The 21,967-nt window shown below is 60.0% G+C and carries 16 protein-coding genes and 1 pseudogene; 9 read left to right on the top strand and 8 right to left on the bottom strand.

What is annotated here, in order from left to right; genetic code table 11:
- Positions 1 to 22: 22 nt before the first annotated feature.
- Both RHP74_RS10005 and RHP74_RS10000 read right to left on the bottom strand, forming a co-directional pair.
- Entirely contained in the window at positions 23 to 253 is a 231-nt protein-coding gene (locus RHP74_RS10005; protein ID WP_172790577.1) for a hypothetical protein, read from the bottom strand.
- Positions 254 to 345: 92 nt separating this feature from the next.
- Positions 346 to 1,059, bottom strand: a complete 714-nt coding sequence (locus RHP74_RS10000) for a FadR/GntR family transcriptional regulator (RefSeq protein ID WP_102593400.1) — start codon at positions 1,057 to 1,059, stop codon at positions 346 to 348.
- A 281-nt stretch (positions 1,060 to 1,340) separates the two neighbouring features.
- Here RHP74_RS10000 and RHP74_RS09995 point away from each other — a divergent pair, with 281 nt between their 5' ends.
- On the top strand, positions 1,341 to 2,687 hold the full coding sequence (locus RHP74_RS09995; RefSeq protein WP_042932191.1) for an MFS transporter: 1,347 nt from the start codon (positions 1,341 to 1,343) through the stop codon (positions 2,685 to 2,687).
- 24 nt (positions 2,688 to 2,711) lie between these two features.
- Positions 2,712 to 4,055 (top strand): glucarate dehydratase, encoded by a 1,344-nt coding sequence (gene gudD, locus RHP74_RS09990; RefSeq protein WP_010458646.1) that lies wholly within the window; start codon positions 2,712 to 2,714, stop codon positions 4,053 to 4,055.
- Positions 4,056 to 4,185: 130 nt separating this feature from the next.
- Here the strand turns inward: gudD and RHP74_RS09985 are convergent, their stop codons facing one another.
- Positions 4,186 to 5,064 carry a LysR family transcriptional regulator gene (locus RHP74_RS09985; RefSeq protein ID WP_102593399.1) on the bottom strand — a complete coding sequence of 293 codons (879 nt, stop codon included), beginning with the start codon at positions 5,062 to 5,064 and terminating at the stop codon, positions 4,186 to 4,188.
- A 160-nt stretch (positions 5,065 to 5,224) separates the two neighbouring features.
- Here RHP74_RS09985 and ampC point away from each other — a divergent pair, with 160 nt between their 5' ends.
- On the top strand, positions 5,225 to 6,391 hold the full coding sequence (ampC, locus tag RHP74_RS09980) for a class C beta-lactamase (protein ID WP_154911533.1): 1,167 nt from the start codon (positions 5,225 to 5,227) through the stop codon (positions 6,389 to 6,391).
- Between the two features lie 214 nt (positions 6,392 to 6,605).
- On the opposite strand, the gene RHP74_RS09975 is transcribed toward ampC, so the two are convergent.
- On the bottom strand, positions 6,606 to 6,983 hold the full coding sequence (locus tag RHP74_RS09975; protein WP_042932867.1) for a DUF6124 family protein: 378 nt from the start codon (positions 6,981 to 6,983) through the stop codon (positions 6,606 to 6,608).
- A 415-nt stretch (positions 6,984 to 7,398) separates the two neighbouring features.
- Here RHP74_RS09975 and RHP74_RS09970 point away from each other — a divergent pair, with 415 nt between their 5' ends.
- The 3 genes from RHP74_RS09970 (at position 7,399) to RHP74_RS09960 (ending at position 13,917) form a co-directional block, all read left to right on the top strand.
- Positions 7,399 to 8,022 carry a response regulator transcription factor gene (locus RHP74_RS09970; protein ID WP_311099180.1) on the top strand — a complete coding sequence of 208 codons (624 nt, stop codon included), beginning with the start codon at positions 7,399 to 7,401 and terminating at the stop codon, positions 8,020 to 8,022.
- A gap of 3 nt (positions 8,023 to 8,025) precedes the next feature.
- Complete coding sequence (locus RHP74_RS09965; RefSeq protein WP_311099178.1) at positions 8,026 to 11,601, top strand: ATP-binding protein; 3,576 nt, start codon at positions 8,026 to 8,028, stop codon at positions 11,599 to 11,601.
- A 96-nt stretch (positions 11,602 to 11,697) separates the two neighbouring features.
- Positions 11,698 to 13,917, top strand: coding sequence for an autotransporter outer membrane beta-barrel domain-containing protein (locus RHP74_RS09960; protein WP_311099176.1), 2,220 nt, complete (start codon positions 11,698 to 11,700; stop codon positions 13,915 to 13,917).
- 177 nt (positions 13,918 to 14,094) lie between these two features.
- Here RHP74_RS09960 and RHP74_RS09955 read toward each other — a convergent pair whose 3' ends face one another.
- The 3 genes from RHP74_RS09955 to RHP74_RS09945 form a co-directional block, all read right to left on the bottom strand.
- A complete protein-coding gene (locus RHP74_RS09955) occupies positions 14,095 to 14,658 on the bottom strand; it encodes a DUF4174 domain-containing protein (protein WP_311099174.1) in 564 nt (187 codons plus the stop codon).
- Positions 14,659 to 14,788: 130 nt separating this feature from the next.
- Entirely contained in the window at positions 14,789 to 15,574 is a 786-nt protein-coding gene (locus tag RHP74_RS09950) for a sulfite exporter TauE/SafE family protein (RefSeq protein WP_010458623.1), read from the bottom strand.
- 197 nt (positions 15,575 to 15,771) lie between these two features.
- The gene (locus RHP74_RS09945) at positions 15,772 to 16,521 is read right to left on the bottom strand and encodes a hypothetical protein (protein ID WP_282410582.1); all 750 of its coding nucleotides are present in this window, start codon (positions 16,519 to 16,521) and stop codon (positions 15,772 to 15,774) included.
- Between the two features lie 250 nt (positions 16,522 to 16,771).
- On the opposite strand from RHP74_RS09945, the gene RHP74_RS09940 reads away from it, so the two are divergent.
- From RHP74_RS09940 to RHP74_RS09930, 3 genes and pseudogenes are all read left to right on the top strand, one after another.
- On the top strand, positions 16,772 to 17,920 hold the full coding sequence (locus tag RHP74_RS09940) for an aldose epimerase family protein (RefSeq protein WP_282410581.1): 1,149 nt from the start codon (positions 16,772 to 16,774) through the stop codon (positions 17,918 to 17,920).
- Positions 17,921 to 18,032: 112 nt separating this feature from the next.
- Positions 18,033 to 18,854: an aldo/keto reductase gene (locus RHP74_RS09935; RefSeq protein ID WP_304756920.1), complete on the top strand. Its 822-nt coding sequence runs from the start codon at positions 18,033 to 18,035 to the stop codon at positions 18,852 to 18,854.
- Positions 18,855 to 18,884: 30 nt separating this feature from the next.
- Positions 18,885 to 19,354 (top strand): annotated as a pseudogene (locus tag RHP74_RS09930) (DUF1810 domain-containing protein).
- On the opposite strand, the gene RHP74_RS09925 reads toward RHP74_RS09930, so the two are convergent.
- Positions 19,319 to 21,679, bottom strand: coding sequence for a DNA polymerase II (locus RHP74_RS09925; protein WP_311099170.1), 2,361 nt, complete (start codon positions 21,677 to 21,679; stop codon positions 19,319 to 19,321). The pseudogene RHP74_RS09930 and the gene RHP74_RS09925 sit on opposite strands and share 36 nt — an antisense overlap.
- Between the last annotated feature and the right edge of the window lie 288 nt (positions 21,680 to 21,967).

Here is a 21,967-nt window from a genome sequence, read left to right as displayed (position 1 = left end):
CGGCACAGTGGCCGGGTTCTTTTTATCGCCTGTCATCGGATAAAGGGGTTGGCTCATCCGCCGGCGGTACGTCCTCGTCAGCAGCCGGATCCTTCCAGTCTTCGGGTCGATCGGCGTCTGCGGCCGCCGGGTCCAGTGAAGGGTCCCTACCAGGCGGAGCATCGTCATCCAGCGTCGGCTCGTCAGTGCCGGACATGGGTCTGGTGGGGTCGGTATTGGGTGTTCCACCCTGGAGCATTGAGTCGTTTGCCATGACGCACCTCACTGATGAGGTCCAGAAAATCCGGGCCATACTCGTTGGAAGCGGGTGCGGGAATAGCGTGCTATCAACTGGACAAACGGTTGTCAGGCACCGGCCGAAAACCGGTCGCGGCTGTTGGTCAGGTGCAGCCACATGGCGGCCCGCGCAGCGTCCGGGTCCTGGCGTTTGATCGCGTTGAGAATTGCCTCGTGCTCGAGGTTCGCCAATTGCCCCAACTTACTCAAATCCGCCGCGCCACGTTCGGCGGCATTGACCCGGGTCCGGGGAATCATGGCGTTGCCCAGGTGCTGCATGATTTCGGTGAAGCACACATTGCCGGTGGCTTCGGCGATCAGCAGGTGGAAGCGCTTGTCGGCCTCGACGCAGCTGTCGTTGTTGGCGAGCAGGCTCTGATAGTCGTCGAGCGCTTCGCGCATCTGCATCAACTGCTGATCGGTGCGACGGCTCGCCGCCAGCGCGGCGGCCTGGGTTTCCAGGCCCATGCGCAACTCCAGAATGCTGCGCACTCCCAGCGCGGTATCGACATTCAATCGCAGCCCCTGCTCCGGTGCGCGCTCCAGCACGAAGGTGCCGATGCCGTGACGGGTTTCCACCAGGCCTGAGGCCTGCAACTTCGAGATCGCCTCACGCACCACCGTGCGGCTGACCCCGTGCTCCTGAACAATCGTGTTCTCCGACGGCAGCTTGTCTCCCGGCAACATCTGCCCGAGCAAGATGCTCTGGCTCAGTTTGGCCACCAGGTCATGGGCCAGGTTGTGGGTGCGCTTGCGGGCAGGCGCGTCGAGGTCTTCTTGCATGGCGATCATCCGGAAGCAGGGCTAACGGAATCGTAGCACTGCGCTCAGCTGGAATCCCAAGAAAACCATGATCAACTTGTATGACAACACTCAACAATCGGCTAAAAAAGACCGCTGTTTAAGGTGCCACCCATCAGAAAAAAAGTGAGTACAGCGAAAATAAACGCCATTTTATTAGGCCATACTGCTTGCAGGACAAAAAAATGTAGTTGTATGATGTCTATCAACACAGCAACATCCAGCCACACCCCGCATAAAAATAATCAGTGGGAGAAAACCAAGTGAATACCTCCATATCCGGGATGCACGAGGGCGCCGATTCGGTCCTGAAGTCCGCCATCTCGAAAGTGAAACGCCATGTCCTGCCGCTCTTCGTCATCATGTTCATCGTCAATTACATAGACCGCGTGAACATCGGCTTCGTCCGCGCCCACATGGAGCAGGACCTGGGCATCGGAGCTGCCGCCTACGGCCTCGGCGCCGGCCTGTTCTTTATCGGTTATGCGCTGTTCGAAGTCCCCTCCAACATGCTTCTGCAAAAAGTCGGCGCCCGCATCTGGCTGACCCGCATCATGCTGACCTGGGGCCTGGTCGCCGCCGGCATGGCCTTCATCCAAAACGAAACCCACTTCTACATCCTGCGGTTCCTGCTGGGCGTGGCTGAAGCCGGGTTCTTTCCTGGGGTGATCTATTACTTCACACGCTGGTTGCCTGGCGTCGAGCGTGGCAAGGCGATTGCCATTTTCCTCAGCGGTTCGGCCATTGCCTCGCTGATCTCCGGCCCGCTGTCCGGTTTGCTGTTGCAGATCAGCGGATTCGGGATGCATGGCTGGCAGTGGATGTATTTCATCGAGGGGATGTTTTCAGTCGGGCTGTGCGTGTTCGTGTGGTTCTGGCTCGATTCCAAACCCCACGACGCCAAATGGCTGACCCGCGCCGAGCAAGATGCGCTGGTCAAAGCCATCGATGACGAACAACTGGCCCGGGAAGCGGCGACACCGATCAAGCCATCGTTGGGCACGTTGCTCAAAGATCGCCAGATCATCCTGTTCTGCCTGATCTACTTCTTCATCCAATTGACCATTTATGCCGCGACCTTCTGGCTGCCGAGCATCATCAAAAAAATGGGCGACCTCAGCGACATTCAGGTCGGGCTCTTCAACTCGATCCCGTGGTTGCTGTCGATCGTCGGCATGTACGCCTTCGCTTCGCTGTCGGCGAAATGGAAACACCAGCAAGCCTGGGTCGCCGCCGCCCTGCTGATCGCGGCGGCCGGAATGTTCATGTCCACCACGGGCGGGCCGATCTTTGCCTTCGTGGCGATCTGCTTCGCGGCGCTGGGCTTCAAGTCGGCCTCGTCGCTGTTCTGGCCGATTCCTCAGGCTTATCTGGATGCGCGAATCGCGGCGGGCGTCATCGCGCTGATCAACTCGGTGGGCAACCTTGGCGGCTTCGTGGCACCGACCACGTTCGGTCTGCTGGAAGAACATACCGGGTCGATTCAGGGCGGGCTGTATGGCCTGGCCGCGACATCGATCATCGCCGCGATCATCGTCTTCGCCGCGCGCAACACACCGAAAACCGCACCCGCCGTTGCCTTGGGCAAACCAGCGCCCAATCACGCCTGAATCTCTGTGTTGAAGGACAAGACAATGAACCCACAAGACACCGCCAAAGCCCCGATCATCACCAGCATGCAAGTGGTGCCGGTGGCCGGTCATGACGGCATGTTGCTCAATCTGAGCGGCGCCCACGGCCCGTTTTTCACCCGCAATATCGTGATTCTCAAGGACAACGCCGGGCACACCGGGGTCGGCGAAGTGCCGGGGGGCGAGCGCATTCGCCAGACGCTGGAAGATGCACGTTCGCTGGTGGTCGGCAGTCCGATTGGCACGTATCAGAAGATCCTCAATCAGGTGCGCCAGACCTTTGCTGATCGTGATGCTGGCGGTCGCGGATTGCAGACGTTTGACCTGCGCATCACCATCCACGCGGTCACGGGCCTGGAAGCCGCCCTCCTCGACTTGCTCGGCCAGCATCTGGACGTGCCGGTTGCGGCCCTGCTCGGTGAAGGCCAGCAACGTGACGAAGTGAAGATGCTCGGTTACCTGTTTTATGTCGGTGACCGCAATGAAACCGACCTGCCCTATCGCAGCGAACCGGAGGCCGACAATGACTGGTTTCGCGTGCGCCACGACAAAGCCATGACCGCCGATGCCGTGGTGCGCCTGGCCGAGGCCGCGCACGCCCGTTACGGCTTCAAGGACTTCAAACTCAAGGGTGGCGTGCTCAGCGGCGACGCGGAAATCGAAGCCGTCACCGCGCTGGCCGAACGCTTTCCCGATGCGCGCATTACCCTCGACCCGAATGGTGCGTGGTCACTCAAGGAAGCCATTCGACTGTGCCGCGACCAGCATCACGTACTCGCTTATGCCGAAGACCCGTGCGGGGCGGAAAACGGGTATTCGGGGCGAGAAGTCATGGCTGAGTTCCGCCGTGCCACAGGCCTGAAAACCGCGACCAACATGATCGCCACCGACTGGCGGGAAATGGGCCACGCCATCCAGTTGCAATCGGTGGATATTCCGCTGGCCGACCCGCATTTCTGGACGATGCAGGGTTCGGTTCGCGTGGCGCAGATGTGCCACGAATGGGGCCTGACCTGGGGTTCGCACTCCAATAACCACTTCGACATTTCCCTGGCCATGTTCACCCATGTCGCCGCGGCTGCGCCGGGTGAAATCACGGCCATCGACACCCACTGGATCTGGCAGGACGGTCAGCGCCTGACCAAGGCTGCGCTGCAAATCGTCGGGGGGTGCGTGCAGGTGCCGAAGAAGCCCGGGTTAGGGGTTGAGCTGGATCTGGATCAACTGGCCAAGGCTCATGAGTTGTACAAAGGCATGGGACTGGGCGCCCGGGATGACAGCGTGGCGATGCAATTTCTGATTCCGGGGTGGAAGTTCGATAACAAGCGGCCGTGCCTGGTGCGCTAAACCCTCGCAGCACCAAGAATCCCCTGTGGGAGCGAGCCTGCTCGCGATGAGGCCATAACATTCAACCTCATCGTTGACTGTTACACCGCCATCGCGAGCAGGCTCACGCCTCCAGGGGAAATGGTATTCGTCAGTGTGTCCTGGCCGCTTGCAGCAGCCACTCCTTGAACATCGTCATCGCCGACGTTTCAGGACGCGACTGCAAGCGGGTCAGCCAATAGCAGCCGGTGGTGATACCGATGTCGAACGGTTGCTCGATCGCCCCCGCCGCCAGTTGCCGGGCGAACATCAGCGGCGGCGCCAAGGCAATGCCGGCGCCTTGTAGCGCCGCCTCCATCATGGCCAGCGAGGAGTCGAAGACGATGCTCCTGGGCGCCGGCGTATTGGCCGGTAACCCGGCGGCCAGAAACCACTCGGGCCACTCGTCCGTGCGATAGGAACGCAACAGCGTCTGCTTGAGCAAGTCCGCAGGTTCTTGCAACTGCCCGGCTATTTCCGGGACGCAGAGCACCGACAACGGCGCCTCGATCAGCTTTGACGCCTCGATCCCGTGCCATGCGCCGGCGCCAAACCGGATGGCGTAATCCAGGCCCTCGGCAGCCACATCCACCCGATTGTTGTTAGTCGACAGGCGCAAATCTATGAATGGATGTTTCGACTGGAAGTCCGCCAGTCGCGGCAACAGCCAACCCACCGCAAAGGTCCCCACGGCACCCACGGTCAACACTTCACGAAAATGCCCGCCCTCGAAACGTTCAAGGGTTTCGGCAATCCGGTCAAAGGACTCGCGCAACACCGGCAGCAAGGTTTCGCCTTCACTGGTCAGCATCAGGCCGCGGGGCAAGCGTTTGAACAGCGTTACGTTAAGCTGGGCTTCAAGGCTTTTGACTTGATGGCTGACCGCCGCCGGCGTGACGAACAACTCCACCGCTGCCCGAGTAAAGCTCAAATGGCGTGCGGAAGCCTCGAAGGCCCGCAATGCGTTCAGCGGCAGATGAGGACGAATCATGCCAACTCCCAAATTTTTCTAATGGCTAACCCGAAATATCGTCGTTTGTCGATTTTCACCCGACTGCCTAGATTTGGCGCGCCCATCAGCCGTCCGGTGTTGGATCCGGACGGAGTGTAGCGGTTAAAGTAATGGCAACTCATGGAGAGTGATTCCAATCATGTTCAAATTTCAACTGCCAAGACTGGCGTCCCTCAGCGCTTTCGCCCTGTTCCTCGGCGCAAGTCACTGTATGGCCGCAACAAAATCCGACGATCAGCTCGACGCCCTGGTGAAAGCCGCCATCGGGCCGGTCATGCAACAACAGAATATCCCTGGCGTCGCGGTCGCGATCACCTTAAAGGGTCAGCAGCATTACTTTAATTACGGCATGGCGTCGAAAGAGGACGGTAAACCCGTCAGCAAAGACACGCTGTTCGAAATCGGCTCCGTGAGTAAAACCTTTGCCACCACGTTGACGGCTTACGCCCAGGCGAGCGGCAAACTGTCTTTGTCTGACCGGGCCAGCCAGGTGTGGCCTGATCTGCGCGGCAGTGCATTCGACACCATCAGCGTGTTGCAACTCGCCACTTACACCGCTGGCGGGTTGCCGCTGCAGTTTCCTGACGAGGCCGATCATCCAGACAAAATGCTCGCCTACTTCAAACAGTGGAAGCCCGTTTATGCCGCAGGCACCCACCGCCAGTATTCGAACCCCAGCCTTGGGCTGTCCGGTTATCTGGCGGCCAAAAGCATGGGCCAGTCGTTCGATGAGCTGATGGAAAAAAACCTGCTGCCCAAACTCGGCCTCAAGCACACCTATCTCAAGGTGCCGCAGGATCAGATGGGGCTTTACGCCCAGGGTTACGGCAAGGATGGCAAACCGGTGCGGGTGAGCCCGGGAGCGCTGGATTCGGAGGCGTATGGGGTGAAAACCAGCGCGGCGGATTTGCTTCGTTATGTTGAAGCGAACCTGAAACCGGCGACGCTGGAGAAGCCATTGCAACAAGCGATCGCCCTCACTCACAGCGGTTACTACACCGTGGGCGAGATGACGCAAGGCTTGGGCTGGGAGCACTACCACTATCCGGCCAGCCTCGAAACGTTACTGAGTGGCAACTCGACGGAGATGGCGATGGAGGCGCACAAAGTCCAGTGGCTGAACCCGCCACAACCTGCACAAGACGCGGCATGGTTCAACAAGACCGGGTCGACGGGTGGTTTCGGCGCGTATGTCGCGTTCGTGCCTTCGGAAGACATCGGTATCGTGATTCTGGCGAACAAGAATTACCCGAACGCCGAGCGAATCAAGATCGCTCACAACATAGTGAGTGCCCTTACCGAGTAATCCTCGCCGCTTATCTGTGGTGAGGGAGCTTGCTCCCGCTGGGTGGCGCAGCCACCCCAAAACTATTCGCACGGTTTATCAGATACACCGAGGTAAATGGCCTTGGAGCCGCTTCGCAGCCCAACGGGAGCAAGCTCCCTCGCCACAGGGGTCAATGCTGGCAATAAAAATGGGCGACCTCTTTGGGGTCGCCCATTGTCGTTATTACGTCGGCTCAATGCCGAGTCGGCGCTGGAGCGTCAGGCGCATCGTTCCTCGGATCAAGATTGTCCCGAGCCTGAGCCACCAACAACTCTGCAATCCCCGCCAACTGCTGAATCGCCCCCAGCATCACCCTGTTCGAGCCATCCAGCTTGACGGCAAAATTCACAAGCACCGCATTCAGCGACGCAAGGGTTTCGCTGGCCTGATGCAAGAGAGTGAGGGTGTCGACGCCCGGGGCAACAGACAAGATCTGGTTGATCGGGACGGAACGTCTGGGCTTGCGCACTCGAATGCGGGTGTCGTGCTCGGTCGTGTCGCCCGCCCGGACAAGCTTCAGGTGAGTGGCATCGGTTGGGCGTTGCGGATCATTTTTGCCGAACTTCTTCATAGACGAGGCTCCTTTCTGGCCATTGGTTAATTCGTCCCTGGATCCCTCAGTGTTGCGGACTCCCACGTCCGACCGCAATGGTTGCGGTGGCTGACGAAGGCTAACGGCGCGCTCTGACAGAAACCAGTTCATGAAGTCCGACAGGACTTGCAGGAAATTTCCGAGACCAATGAAATCAGGCCCCCAGCGGTACACGCGGTTTTTATAGCCGCTGTGGAGGATCGATTTGAACCCGATTGTCGACCAATGCAAAACCGGTGGTGTTGCACAATGGCGCCCCTCGTTAAAGATTACATACCCCACCCAAACCAAGTAGCATCGCCCTCTTTTTTCTCACCCCACCACCACGCATCAGCCCTCCATACCGCTTATCTGCGACAGGACTATGCTGAATCAGAGCATTAAGGGCTGACCCATGAAAGTACTGTTGGTCGATGATCACGCTGTGGTGCGCATGGCAATCGGGATGATTCTGGCCCGTGAGGGCCATGAGATTGTCGGTGAGTGCGACAACGGTGTAGACGCCCTCAGCAAGGCATTCGAGCTGAAGCCGGATGCCATTGTGCTGGACCTCGACATCCCGCGACTCGACGGAATGGCGGTCATTGACCGGCTGCGCATTGGCGGCAGCCAGGCCCATGTGCTGGTGCACACCGGGCTGAAAAGCCAGGCCTACGCAGCGCAGTGCCTGCGGGCCGGCGCATCGGGCTTTTTGTCGAAAATCGATGATCCGGCAGAAATCATCGCCGCGCTCAAAGCCGTGGCCAGCGGCAAGACGTGGTTTCCGGTCAGCACGTTCGATTCGGTGCGCAAAAGCGATTTCGCCCACAACGATACGCAGCTCCTGAGCGCCGTTACCCGCCGTGAACTCAAAGTGCTGCACGGTCTGGCACTGGGCAAGAGCAACAAGGAAATCGCCGACGACATGCTGCTCAGCAACAAGACGGTCAGCACCTATAAAACCCGCCTGATGGAAAAGCTCAACGTCTCGACGCTGCTGGAGCTGATCGAATTTGCCAAACGCAATGATCTGGTCTGACTCATGACCGCGATCCGCCGAGTGCTGCTGGGCGTGCTGATGCTCCTGTCCTATAGCGCGTGCGCAGAACCGCTTTCATTGCTCAGCCGCGCCGCGGACAGCAGCGTCGCGCTCACACTCACGGCCGCGCAACGCCAGTGGCTCCATCAAAATGCCGTGCTGCGGGTTGGCGTGTATCTGCCCGACCGGCCGCCGCTGGATATCACCGCCAATCAAAAGGATTACGAAGGCCTCTCCGCCGATTACCTCGACGTGCTGGCCCGTGGGCTCGGTGTACGTTTGCAGGTTAATCGCTACGCCAGCCAGGAACAGGCGCTGGCCGCGCTGCAACAGGGCGAAGTCGATCTGGTGCCGCGAATCAATCACCTCGAAGCCGTCCATGCCGATCTGCTGCTGAGTGCGCCTTACGCCTACGACCAGGCGGTGTTGATCAGCAAGTTCGGTACGCACTGGCCCGCAGACCACCCCCCGGCCGGCACTACCGTATTGTTCGATCCCGACTGGATTCAGCGGGAACGGGTTGCCTCATTGTTCCCGCAGTTGCAGGTCGAGTCGGTGCACTCGACCGATGAAGGTTTGGGCCGGGTTGCCTATGGCGAAGGAATGGTGCTGCTCACCGACGCCATTTCCGCGCAGTACCTGGTGGAGCGCAGCTATCAGCAAAGCCTGAAGCAGACGATCCAGCGCGACTCCGAAGGCCTGGGCTTCAGCTTTGCGGTACAGCGCGGGAACACGCCGTTGCGCACATTGCTCAACAGTGCCCTGGCGAACATTTCCCCCCAGGAACGCGGCGTGATTGCCCGGCGCTGGGGCATCGGCGCCAATCCAAGGCTGGGTTACAGCCGTCTGCAATTGACGCCGGTGGAACAGCAATGGATCAAGGATCACCCGCAGATCGATGTGCTGGCCAACGACTTGTATTCGCCCTTCAGCTTTTTCGACGCGGAAGGTCAACTCCGCGGTATGGCGGCGGACTTGCTGGAACTGATCAATGACCGAACGGGGCTGGTGTTCCGTCCGAGCAAAATCACTTCCGTCGATGCCATGACCAGCCGGGCACAACGGGACCCGGTCAGCATCATTGCCGCGCTGACCTACAGTGAACGCCGCGAACCCGGCCTGATGTTCTCCCGCCCCTACGTGATCAACCCCTTTGTGCTGGTGACACGCACGCAACCCGAGCATTCGGGCCTGACGGGCATGAAAGGCCGGCCAGTCGCGCTCGTCAAAGGCTCGGCCGCCGCCAACTGGCTGGAACGCGAGTGGCCGGACATTCAACAGGTCTCAGTGGACGCGCCCATCGAGACGTATGAATTGCTCGCTGAAGGCCGGGTCGAGGGCGTCATCCAGCCGCAACTGGGCGCGACGTACCTGATCGACCGTTTTTTCCGTGGCCGACTGCAAATCGACTCGGTGATCGGCTCCCAACCCGCGCTGATCGGCTTTGCCACCGGGCATCAGAATGCCGAGCTGGTCTCGATCCTCAACAAGGCCCTGCTCGATATCCGTCCCGAGAAGTTCAGCGACCTGGCAAACCGCTGGCAGAACCCGCAGGAGAGTCAGGGCGGCTGGAGCGCTTACAAAAGCTGGTTCTATAAAGCGGTGCTGGGGCTACTGGTGGTAGTGCTGGCGATCCTGGCATGGAACCGCGGCTTGCGCCGGCAAATCGCCGAACGTCAGAAAGCGCAAAAAGCCCTGAATGACCAACTGGAGTTCATGAAAGTGCTGGTGGACGGCACGCCGCATCCGATTTACGTGCGCGACCGCCAAGGCTTGCTGCTGACCTGCAACCGCGCCTATCTGCAAGTGATGGAAATCGAACTGGAGCAGGTGCAGGGCAAAGGCCTGATCGAAGCAAACATTCTTGCCCCTGACGACGCCTGGTGCTACAAGCGCATTCATCGCGCGACGCTCGACAGCGGCGAGCCGTCCTTCGACAACTTCACCATGACCGTCAACGGCAAGACGTATCACATTTACCACTGGGCCCTGCCCTACCGCGATTCCGACGGCACCATGACCGGGGTGATCGGCGGCTGGATCGACCTTACCGAACAGCAGCATTTGCAGCACGCACTGCATCAGGCCAAGGACCTGGCAGAAGCAGCCAACCGGGGCAAGAGTCACTTCCTCGCGGTGATGAGCCATGAGATCCGCACGCCGATGAGCGCCTTGATCGGCGTGCTCGAACTGATGCGCGACCATCGCTCCGACGCGCAGCTGATCGACATCGCACAAAAGTCCGCGAGCGGCATGATGGAGCTGATCGGTGAAATTCTTGACCTGTCGAAAATCGAATCCGGCAAGTTCGAGCTGCGCAGCGGCACCTGCCATCCCGAGCGATTGGTCAGCACGGTGATTCAGAGTTTCGCCAGCCTTGCGCAGCAGAAAAACGTGGCGCTGGAATTCATCAACCAAGGGCTCGATACCGCAGTGGAGCTTGACTCGCTGCGGTTCCGCCAGATTGCGTCCAACCTGATCAGCAACGCGATCAAATTCACTCCGCAAGGTTCGGTGATGGTGCAGCTGTTGATTGAACCGCAAGGCGAGCTCGCCCACGTGCGCCTGAGGGTTCAAGACACCGGTGTCGGCATGGATGATAAACAGCGCGAGCGGCTGTTCCAGCCCTATACCCAGTTCGCATCCAGCGACAGCGAGTTGCAGATCGGTACGGGGCTGGGCCTGGCGATCTGTCAGCAATTGACGCAGTTGATGGGCGGGCGACTGAGCTGCGTCAGCGCGCCGGGACAAGGCTCGTGTTTTACCCTGGAACTCGACGCGGACCTGGCGCCTGACGACGCTCCGGTACCTTTGGACAGCACTGAACACCTGGCACCGCTGCCAGCGCGCGATATCCTGATCGTCGAAGATCACGAGTTCAACCGCGTGGTGCTGCAACGTCAACTGGAGTCGCTGGGCATGCGCGTGACGTGCGCCGAGAACGGGCTCGAGGGATTGCGGGTGTGGGACCGGGAAATCTTCGACTACGTGATCACCGACTGCAACATGCCGCAAATGAGCGGCGACCAGATGACCCGCCAACTCAGGTCGGTCGAGGCCCGGGAAGGACGAACTGCAACCCATGTGGTCGGACTGACGGCCAATGCTCAGCCTCAGGAAATCCAGCGCTGCCTGGATGCCGGCATGAACGACTGCCTGTTCAAACCCGTCACCCGCTCGGCGCTTGAGCGCTATCTTCGCCAGGTCGAACAAGTGCAACAGGCGGCGGCCCCCTGCTTCGATATCTCGAAGGTCAGCGATATTACGGCGGGTGATGCGGCCATGACTCGCCAGTTGCTGGCCACGGTGCTGCGCACTAATCAGGAAGACTTCGACGCCATGCAGGCGCTGTATGCCGCTGGCGATTACAGCGCCATGGGGCGGCGCAGTCACAAGATCCTCGGCAGCGCGCGGATCATCCACGCGGCGCCGCTGATCAGCGCTTGCGAGGAACTGGAGCAGGCGTGTGGCCAGTCGATTCCGCTAGACGCCCTGAGTCGCCTGCATCAGGCCTTTGCCGAGCAGATGCAACGCCTGCAAAACAGCCTTCAAGAGCACCTCAACGGTCGACTTTTGTAGGACGCGTCCTACAAAAAGATAGGAAGCGCCTGCGTTATCCGCCTCGCCCACACCCGGAGAATCCGCGGCTCATTTCCATGCAGTCGGCGGATCGTTATGTTTACTTTTGGTGTACCGTTTTCTCGTGTCTCCCTGTCCGGCCTGTCCGGGGCATTGTTGATGCTGGGCTGCGCGCCTGCCGGCGCCTTTGCTGCCAGCTGCGACTCGCTCAACTGCCTGACAACGCCTCAGGCCAATGTAGCGGTGAACGATGGCTCGACGATTTACGTCGGTACGGGCGGCACCCTGACCGATAGCACCGTGAGCAATGGGTTCATCCAACTTCTGGACGGCGGGCGCGCGAACGGCACCACAGTCGATGGCAGTGGAAGGCTGAGTGTCTATGACTCTGCGGCGGCATTCAGCACCGTCGTTGAAAACGGCACCATGGTCGTCGTCGGTTCAGCCACAGCCCTGCGCACCATCGTCAACGACGGCAACCTGGAGGTGGCGCAGAACGCGGTGGTCAGTGATACTCAGCTCAAAGGCGGCACTATGTGGGTGTATACCGATGCCACCGCCAAGAACACTTTCGTCAACAACAGTCAGATGACCGTTTACGAAAACGGCAATGCCGACCGCACGACGGTCAATGACGGTGGCGAACTTTCCCTCAGCGAGAACGCCTCGGTCATCAACACCGTGGTCAATCAGGGCGGGATGATGGATAGTGGGGCTGGCCCGCATATCCACTTCACCACCGTCAATCAGCGTGGCCTCATGGTGCTCGGCGACCTGGCCGAAGCCAGTGACACAACGATCAATTCGGGTGGTGTTCTGCGACTCAAGGGTGATGCCGTGCTAGGCGGCGCGAACCATATCGCCGGTCAAGTCACGTTCGCCGATCCGGCCATCAACGGTTTTCACACGCTGACGATTAAAGGCCCGTTGACCGGCAATGGCAGCTTCCTGATGAACACGGACCTGGCCTCACTGCAAGGCGACCTGATCAAGGTGCAAGGGCCGATCAGCGACAGCCACACCCTGGTGGTTGCCGACTCCGGGAACGCGCCGAGCGGCGAGCAGCAGCAACTGATGCTGGTGGATGGCAACGGTGGTAGCGGTGATTTTAAACTCCATGGCGGGACCGTCGATGCCGGCGCCTACCGCTACACCCTGCAACAGCACGACGACGATTGGTTCCTGGCCAAACCAGGCGACAACATTCCTGATCTGGATCCCATAGATCCGGCAGATCCGGTAGATCCGGTAGATCCCGTAGATCCGGCAGATCCGATCTATATGGTCGATCCAGTCAACCCGGTGACCCCACCCGTCACTGAACAGCCAGACAAGCCAGTCATCGCCCCGCCACCGCAAACGCCGCAACCGATCCAGACTCACCCTGTTCCTCAGGCAAAAGTTCTCAGCAAAGGCGCCAACGCGGCGGTCGCCAGCCACGCCGCCTCCGCTGCGCTGATCGGCGCGCAGATGAATGCGACGACCCAGCATTTGGGCGATCTTCGTTCGGGTAAGGATCAGGGAGGTCTGTGGATCCGTGGCTATGGCACTGAACAACGCCTGGACACAGGTGCCAGTCGCGCGTTCCAGCAACAGGTCAACGGCCTGGAAATCGGCGCCGACACGGCCCTGTCCTTTGCCGACGGTACGCTGTATGTGGGCGGCTTGCTCGGCAAGGGTCAGGCGCGGCAAAACTTTGGCGAGGCCAGCAATGGCACAATCGACAGCGCGACGCTGGGGGGTTATGCCACCTATCTGGACCGCAGCGGGGTGTATGTCGATGGCGCGCTGAAATACAGCCACCTGAACAATGACGTCGACATCACCAGCAACCTCGGCGACAAGGTCAAGGCGCGCTACAAGAACCACGCCGTGAGTGCTGACGTTCAACTCGGCAAGACTATCGACCTAAGCCAAGGCTGGTTCGTTGAACCCCAAGCGGGGCTGCAGGTAGCGCGCATCAGTGGCGGCAGCTACACGGCGAGCAATGGCCTGAGCGTTAAACAGGATTCGATGGTTTCGCTGCAAAGCCGTGTTGGCGGGGCGTTCGGGCGAAATCTGCAGCCAGGCAATGGCGTTGCGGTGAAACCTTACGTCAAGGCCGCCTGGATCACCGAACATGCAGGCGACAGCACAGTGAACGTCAACGGGGCAAAACTCGACAGCCGCTTGCCGGGTTCACGAGCCGAGGTGGCGGGTGGCGTCACTGTGACGGCGGTTGAAAAACACAACTTCTTCGCCGAAGCGGGCTACACCAAAGGCAACGATATCGAACAGCCTTGGGCGCTGACGGTCGGCTATCGCTACAACTGGTAACGCCCCCAACCCTTGTGCCAAAAGGGCATCCCTGTGGGAGCGGGCTTACCCGCGAAGGAGCTGGCACATCCAACATCAAGGTTGCCTGTCAGACCGCTTTCGCGAGCACGCTCGCGCCCACAGTGGGTGGCGACGTTTACAAGAATCGGAGTCTGCTCACCCGGGGCCAATAGGGATTCAATCGTCAGGCATTTCAGGAGGCTTGGCCGGTTTCGCCGGTTTTCCCGGTTTTGCACCCTTGGCGCCTTTGGCGGCCGGTTCGGCGACGACGGGCGTTGCGACTGTCGGCGGTGCGGCTTCTTTTTCGGCGGCTGGCAAGGCGTCGATGGTGTCGAAAATCTTCTTCAAGTCGACCGACTTTGATTCATCCCCCGAACTCTCGAACTTCTTCTCGCCGTCCTTGCCCACCAGGATGACTTTGGGAAACGCCCCCGCGCCAAGTTTCAGCGAGCGGATCAGCGCCATGGTGTCCTGCTGGCCGAGATCCTTGCCGTCGAGCTGACCGAACATGTTCAGCACGGTGTACACCCTGATATTGCGTTGCTTGACGCCTTCCTTGTTGGCCGGATCGTCCATCGCCTTTTTCAGGCTCACCCAGACCGGGTCAACGGTACTCGAAGCAATCACAATCAGTGGCCGGGATCTGCCTTTGTCATTGTCCAGCGGTGAGCCGTCTTCGGCGGCGGCCAAGGGGCCGGCGAAAGCCAGCAAGGTAGTCAGGGTCAAAGACCTGATGAGCATGCGCATCTCCTTTTGATATCCACGCTCTAATGATTGCGCATCGCGGCGATCGTTCCGGGTGACGCACCGCAATTGTGTTCCGCCTTGACCAAAGCTTAGGTCAGGGCGGTCATTGCGCAACAGGCTGAGTTCAGAACGCCAGTTTATAGCCGATCAACACCAGCATCGTGGCCAGGCAAGGACGCAGCACTTCGTCGGAGATACGACCGGTCAAGTGGCTGCCCAGGTAAATCCCCGGCAGCGAACCCACCAGCAAGTAACCCAGCACCTGCCAATCCATGTTGCCCATGCTGGCATGGCCCAGGCCGGCGACCAGGGTCAACGGCACGGCGTGGGCGATTTCCGTGCCGACGAGGCGTCGGGTCGGCAGCAACGGATAGAGGATGAACAGCGCTACGGTGCCGAGGGCGCCGGCACCGATGGAGGTCAGCGCGACCATGGTGCCCAGGACCAGACCGGTGATGACCGTCAACACATTCAGGCGCGAACCGCTGGGGTTGTAATGGCCGCCAGCCCGTTTGTGGGCGAAGTCGAGCAAGCGTTTTTTGAAGAAAATCGCCAGGGCCGTGGCAAACAGAACGAAGCCGAGGGCTTGTTTGATAACGGCATTCATCGCGTCGGGAGAAGTCTGCAAACTGCTCAGGAACCACAACGTCAGCGCTACTGCCGGCACGCTGCCGAGGGTCAGCCAACCGGTGATCGCCCAGTCGATATTGTTGTTCTTGCGATGAACCAGCACACCGCTGGATTTGGTAATGGCCGCGTACAGCAAGTCGGTGCCCACCGCCGTGGCCGGATTGATACCGAACCACAGCAGAATCGGGGTCATCAAAGACCCACCGCCTACCCCGGTCATGCCGACGATAAAGCCGACGACCAACCCTGCCACCACCAACCCGAAGTTAACGAAATCCATTAACACGCCCGCAATAAAACGCATGGAAAAACTGGACCGCAGCATAGCGATTTTTCTTATAACCAGTTATATCGATGCGAACTATCGTTATTCCACAACTTACTACTTTTCCTATTTACTCAACCCCCCCTGTGGGGAGCGAGCAGGCTCGCTCTTACAGGGGGATCTGCTGTGTCAGTGAGTGCGGCGGGGTTGATTTACTGCACGGGCAGGAAATTCAAAAACAGCAAGCTCTGCGCGTAGTTCAGGCCGATCCGCCGATAACGCTCGTCCAGCATCTGCGTCAGCAGATCCAGCCGCGCGACGATCTTGCCGAACTCCACGGCAAAACTCAGGTTGCTGCCCTCCTCCGAAATTTCGTTGGAGAACAGCAAGGGCTCGCCGTTTTTGTTTTGCCGCTGGCTCAGGATCCAGGTGGCTTTCTCGATGTTGCGGGCGGCGTTATTGACGAAGGTCGGGTTGATCGCATCGGTCATATAGAACTCGAGACGGTTGCCGTGAGCGGTGACCAGCATGCTGCCGATGGCGTAGATGAAGGCGCCGACCCGGTCGCCGAGAAACTCAGGGCTCATGGCGTAGCTCAGCGCCGCGAGGTCCTTCTTGCCACCGAGGGTCGGCAGCGGCTGCTGTTGTTCGATGGCCAGGCGCACTTGTTTACCGGCGGTGCGGGCGTCGAGGAAGCCGGATTTTTTCAACTCGTCCGGGTTACGCAGGTAAAGCTTGCTCATCAGCAAGTAGAGGCTGTCGAGGTTGTCGCGCATCGCCAGGGTCGCCATGCGGTCGACGCTGGTCTGGAGGAATTCCTGAGGCGTGCCTTCGCGGAACTGGCTGACGATGTCGCTGCCCTGTTGCTGGCTGCAACCGCTGGCGAAGAGCATCGACAGGCTGGCCAGCAGCAGGCATCGGCGACGTAGAAGTGAAGCAAAGAAGGGTAAAACTCGAGCCATGGGTGCTTGAACTTGGGCATTGGCCGACGGAGGGGATCGCCGCAGGCTGGCCAAGGATAGAGCCGCCAAAGCTGAAAAAGTGCAGTGCCGATGGTCCGTAAACCCTGGCCTCCATAACGAACACCGACACATTAGTCATACTTTTAATTGCAACGCTTCACATATCAGCTATAAATCCTTCCTTGATCGACGATCAAAATCGATTATTAGTATGACTACATGCCAAAAACAACAAAAAGGAAGGTCAACCATGCTGCACTCCCGACACCTGCTCTCCGGCCTCGGACTGTCCCTGATGATCGCCACTCTCCCCACTCAAGCGGCTGGCCTGTCCAGCGAACACAAAGCCTTCGGCAAGACCAACGACGGCACACCCGTCGAGCAATACGTCTTGCGCAACAGCCATGGCCTGCAAGCCACCATCATTACCTACGGCGGCATTTTGCAGTCGCTGAAGGTGCCGGACAAAAACGGCAAGCTCGACGACGTGGTGCTGGGTTTTGACGATGTCCAGGGCTATCAGAGTGGCACCGCTTACTTTGGCGCGACCATCGGGCGTTTCGGCAATCGCCTGGCCAACGGCGCGTTCGAACTGGACGGCAAACGCTATCAGGTGCCGCTCAACGACGGCTCCAACTCGCTGCACGGCGGCCCGCAGGGGTTTGACAAGCACGTGTGGAAAGCTCAGCCGAGCAAAGGCAAGGATTCGGTGGGCGTTACCCTGACCTATCTGTCGGCGGACGGCGAAATGGGCTTCCCCGGCAACCTCAAGACCGAGGTCACTTACAGCCTCACCGAGAACAATGAACTGCGCATCGACTACAAGGCCAGCACTGATAAACCGACCGTACTGAACCTGACCAATCACAGCTATTTCAACCTCGCCGGCGCGGGCAACGGGGATGTTCTGAAACAGCTCGTCACCCTGCATTCGACCCATTACACACCGGTCACCGCCAAACTGATTCCGACCGGCGAACTGGCCCCGGTCGCGGGTACGCCGATGGACTTCACACAACCCACCGCCATCGGCAAAAACATCAAGGCCGATCACCCGCAACTGAAATTCGCCGAGCCGAAACAGGGCGGCTTTGACTTCAACTGGGCCCTGGACGCCAAGGGTGATGTGGGCAAGCTGGCGGCCGATGTCAACGACCCACTCTCCGGGCGCCGCTTGCAGCTCTACACCACCGAACCCGGCGTGCAGTTCTACACCAGCAACTTCCTCGATGGCACGGTCAAGGGCAAGGGCGGCAAGGTTTATCCGCATTGGGGCGCGTTTACCCTCGAGACCCAGCACTACCCGGACTCACCGAACCAGCCGAACTTCCCGTCCACCCGACTTGACCCGGGCAAGACCTATACCCAAAGCACTGTGCTGAAGTTTTCGGCCCACTAAACATCCCCCCACAATCAAGCAGCTGCCGAGCAGCTGCTACACGTCCACGGAACCACCGGGGTATTCTGCTGCCAACTGGAGAGTATCTATCGATTCGAAAAAGGAGGTTTTCATGCGGACCCTCGAACTGGCCGGCGTCGACGTACCGGTCATCGGTCAAGGCACCTGGCGCATGGGCGAAGATCCCTCGCAACACAACAAGGAAGTCGCCGCGCTGCGCCTGGGCATCGAGCTGGGCATGACCCTGATTGACACCGCCGAGATGTATGCCGAAGGCGGCGCGGAGGAAGTGGTGGGTGAAGCCATAACAGGCCTGCGCGACAAGGTCTTCCTGGTCAGCAAGGTCTACCCGCACAACGCCAGCCGCAAAGGCATCCCCCAGGCCTGCGAACGCAGCCTGCGGCGCTTGAACACCGATTACATCGATTTATACCTGCTGCATTGGCGCGGCCGGTATCCGCTCGAGGAAACCGTCGCAGCCTTCGAACGCCTGCGAGAAGACGGCAAAATCGGCCGTTGGGGCGTGTCCAATTTCGACGTTGACGACCTGGAGGAATTGAACTCACCGGCCTGCGCTACCAACCAGGTGCTGTACAACCTGGAAGAGCGCGGCATCGAATTTGATCTTCTGCCCTGGTGTCAACAGCATCAGCAGCCGTTGATGGCATACTGTCCCATCGGTCAGGGAGGAACGATGCTGACCCATCCGGCGCTCAGGCAGATTGCCGCCCGTCACGCCGCGACGCCGGCTCAGATAGCACTGGCATGGATTCTGCGACAGACAAGCGTGATCGCCATCCCCAAAGCGGTCGCTCCTGAACATGTGCAACTGAATGCGCAGGCCGCACAACTGCGGCTCGACGACGAGGACTTGAAGGCGCTGGACCACGCGTTTCACGCGCCACAACGCAAGCACCGGTTGGCCATGGTCTAAGCCATCGCGGTACTGTCAGAGGGCTTCTGCATGAGAAGCACTGATCAGCTCGACGACTTCAATTTGCCACGCTTTGTGCAAGCACAAGACCCCGTGTTCGAGTGGGTCCGGGAAGAGTTGAAAGCCGGCCGCAAGCGCCGGCACTGGATGTGGTTCGTTTTTCCGCAGTTCGCCGGATTGGGCGGTAGCCAGATGTCTCGACATTACGCGATCCGCTCCCGCGAGGAAGCCATGGCCTACCTTGAGCATCCAACGCTGGGCGCTCGACTGCGAACCTGCACTCAATTGGTCCTGGACATCAAACAACGCTCGATCGCCGAGATTTTCGGACATCCCGACAACCTCAAGTTTCACTCGTCGATGACCCTGTTCGCCCAAATCGCCCCCAAGGGCAGCGTGTTCCATAAGGCACTGGATCATACTTTCACGGCATACGGGATGACTGGACGCTGCAGCTGCTGGACTCAAAACAAGCCCAGTTGCCCACCAATCAAGGTTGAAAAGTCGTCGTCCACGAAGGGCAGAATCGCATCCGCCACCGGTTGCAATTGCCGGGTGACGTAATGGTCGTAGTCGATGGGCGCGCTGCGAATCTCCAGCGGTTCGGGCCCGGCGACGCTGATCACGTAGCTGATCCAGCCGCCGTTCTGGTATTGCCTGGGGCGGCCCTGCTGGTCGTTGTAGTCATCAGCGATCCGCGCCGCACGGACGTGGGGCGGCACATTGCGTTCGTAATCATCCAGAGTACGGCGCAGGCGCTTGCGGTAGATCAGGCGGTCGTCGAACTCGCCGGCCAGGGTCTTGCGCACGTAGTCGCGCACGTAATCCTGATACGGCTGACGATGGAAAATCCGTGAGTACAGTTCCTGCTGGAATTGCCGGGCCAGCGGCGACCAGTCGGTGCGCACGGTTTCCAGGCCCTTGTAGACCATTTCGTCAGTGCCATCGGCGCGGGTGACCAGCCCGGCGTAACGCTTCTTGCTGCCCTCCTCGGCGCCGCGAATCGTCGGCATCAGAAAGCGTTTGTAGTGGGTCTCGAACTGCAATTCCAGGGCGCTTTCCAGCCCGTATTCCTGTTGCACATGTTCGCGCCACCATTGGTTGACGTGGTCCACCAGCGCGCGGCCGATCTGCGCGGCCTCTTCCTGGCCGTGGGCACGACGCAGCCAGACGAACGTCGAATCGGTGTCGCCGTAAATCACCGTGTGCCCCTGGGCTTCGATCAGCTGCCGGGTGCGCAGCATGATCTCGTGGCCGCGCAAGGTGATGGACGACGCCAGACGCGTATCGAAGAAGCGACAGCCGCTGGAACCGAGCACTCCATAGAAGGCGTTCATGATGATCTTCAGCGCTTGCGACAACGGCGCGTTGTGCTCGCGCTTGGCGGTCTCGCGGCCTTCGGCTACCCGCGCGACGATCGCCGGCAGGCAATGCCGGGTCCTGGAAAAACGCGCACCGCGAAAACCCGGCACGGACTCGCTGTCTTCGGGATGCTGCAAGCCTTCGATCAGCCCGACCGGATCAATCAGGAAAGTGCGGATAATCGACGGATAGAGGCTTTTGTAGTCGAGTACCAGCACCGACTCGTACAAGCCCGGCTGCGAATCCATGACAAAACCGCCGGGGCTGGCCTGCGCGGGCTTGTTGCCCAGATTCGGCGCGACAAACCCCTGTCGGTGCATCAGCGGCATGTACAGGTGGGTGAACGCCGCCACCGAGCCGCCACTGCGGTCCGCCGGCAAACCAGTAACGCTGGCCCGTTCCAGGAGGAAGGTCAGCAGTTGGGTCTTGGCGAAAATCCGCGTCACCAGCTCGCAGTCCTTGAGGTTGTACGTGGCGAGTGCCGGCTTGTCCTCGGCGAACATGCGGTTGATTTCGTCCATGCGCTGGTACGGCGTGCTGATCGCCTTGCCCTCGCCGAGCAGGGTTTGCGCGACGTTTTCCAGGCTGAACGAGGGGAAGCTCCAGGTCGCCGAGCGCAGGGATTCGATGCCGTCGATGATCAACCGGCCGGCGGCGGAGGCGAAGTAATGGTTGCGGCTGCCGTGCTCGCGCCATTGCATTTCTTCGCCGCCGCGCCCCAGTTTCAGCGGTACACCCAGCTGACGGGCGTGCTGGTGCAGCACGCGCAGGTCGAACTGCACGACGTTCCAGCCAATGATCGCGTCGGGGTCATGGCGGGCGAACCATTCGTTGAGCTTTTTCAGCAGGACGGTTCGTGAGTCGCAGTAGTCGAGCTGGAAATCCACCGCGCTGTCATCGCCATTGGGCGGACCAAGCATGTAGACCTGGCGCTCGCCGCAGCCTTCCAGGGCAATGGAATACAACTCGCCCTGAGCCGTGGTTTCGATGTCCAGAGACACCAGCCTGAGGTTAGGCCGGTAGTCGGGAGCGGGTTTCATCTGCGCGTCGAGCAGCAGGCCTTCGGACCCTGGCGTGCCACCAAAAAGGACCGGCGCGGTGATGAAGCGCTCCATCATGTAGCGTTCCGGCGGGCGCACGTCAGCTTCGAACATCTCGACGCCGGCTTTGCGCAGCGCGGTTTCCAGGCGCATCAACTGACCGTGTTGCTGGCAATACAGGCCGAGCACCGGGCGGTGCTCGAAATCCTGAAGGGCCAATGGCTTGAGCTCGACATTTTTTTCGCCGCGCAAAACAGCCTCGGCTTGCTCGCGCCGGGCCGCCGGGATAAATGCCACCGACGGTTGATGTGGCAGACGGATACGTTGGGGACCGGCGTCGGTCGCCAGCCAGAACTCGACTTGCGTACCGGCCGGGGTGTCGCGCCAATGCCGGGTCAGGACGAAGCCCTGCTGTAAATCCACCACTGCAACCTCAAGATTTCATTCAAGCGGCAATTCTACGCGTCATCGCGGGGGATAGCCCTCTCTGAGCTGAATGCAACCCCTTTGGGAGCGAGCCTGCTCGCGATGGCGGTGCATCCGTCGCCGCTTGTATTGGCCGACCCTGCGCTATCGCGAGCAGGCTCACTCCCACAGGGGGCTGGGTTCAGCCCATGGATCAGCGAAAAACTTCCGGTTAATCGAAGAAAATCCACCGAATGACGTTTTTTGCGCGTTATCTGCCGCTTTCCGCCTTGCCCTCGGCGCCTG

Origin of the sequence: Pseudomonas sp. SG20052 (genome assembly GCF_031766055.1) — a bacterium.
Classification (GTDB): domain Bacteria; phylum Pseudomonadota; class Gammaproteobacteria; order Pseudomonadales; family Pseudomonadaceae; genus Aquipseudomonas; species Aquipseudomonas mandelii.
This window is presented reverse-complemented; position numbering and strand designations above follow the sequence as displayed.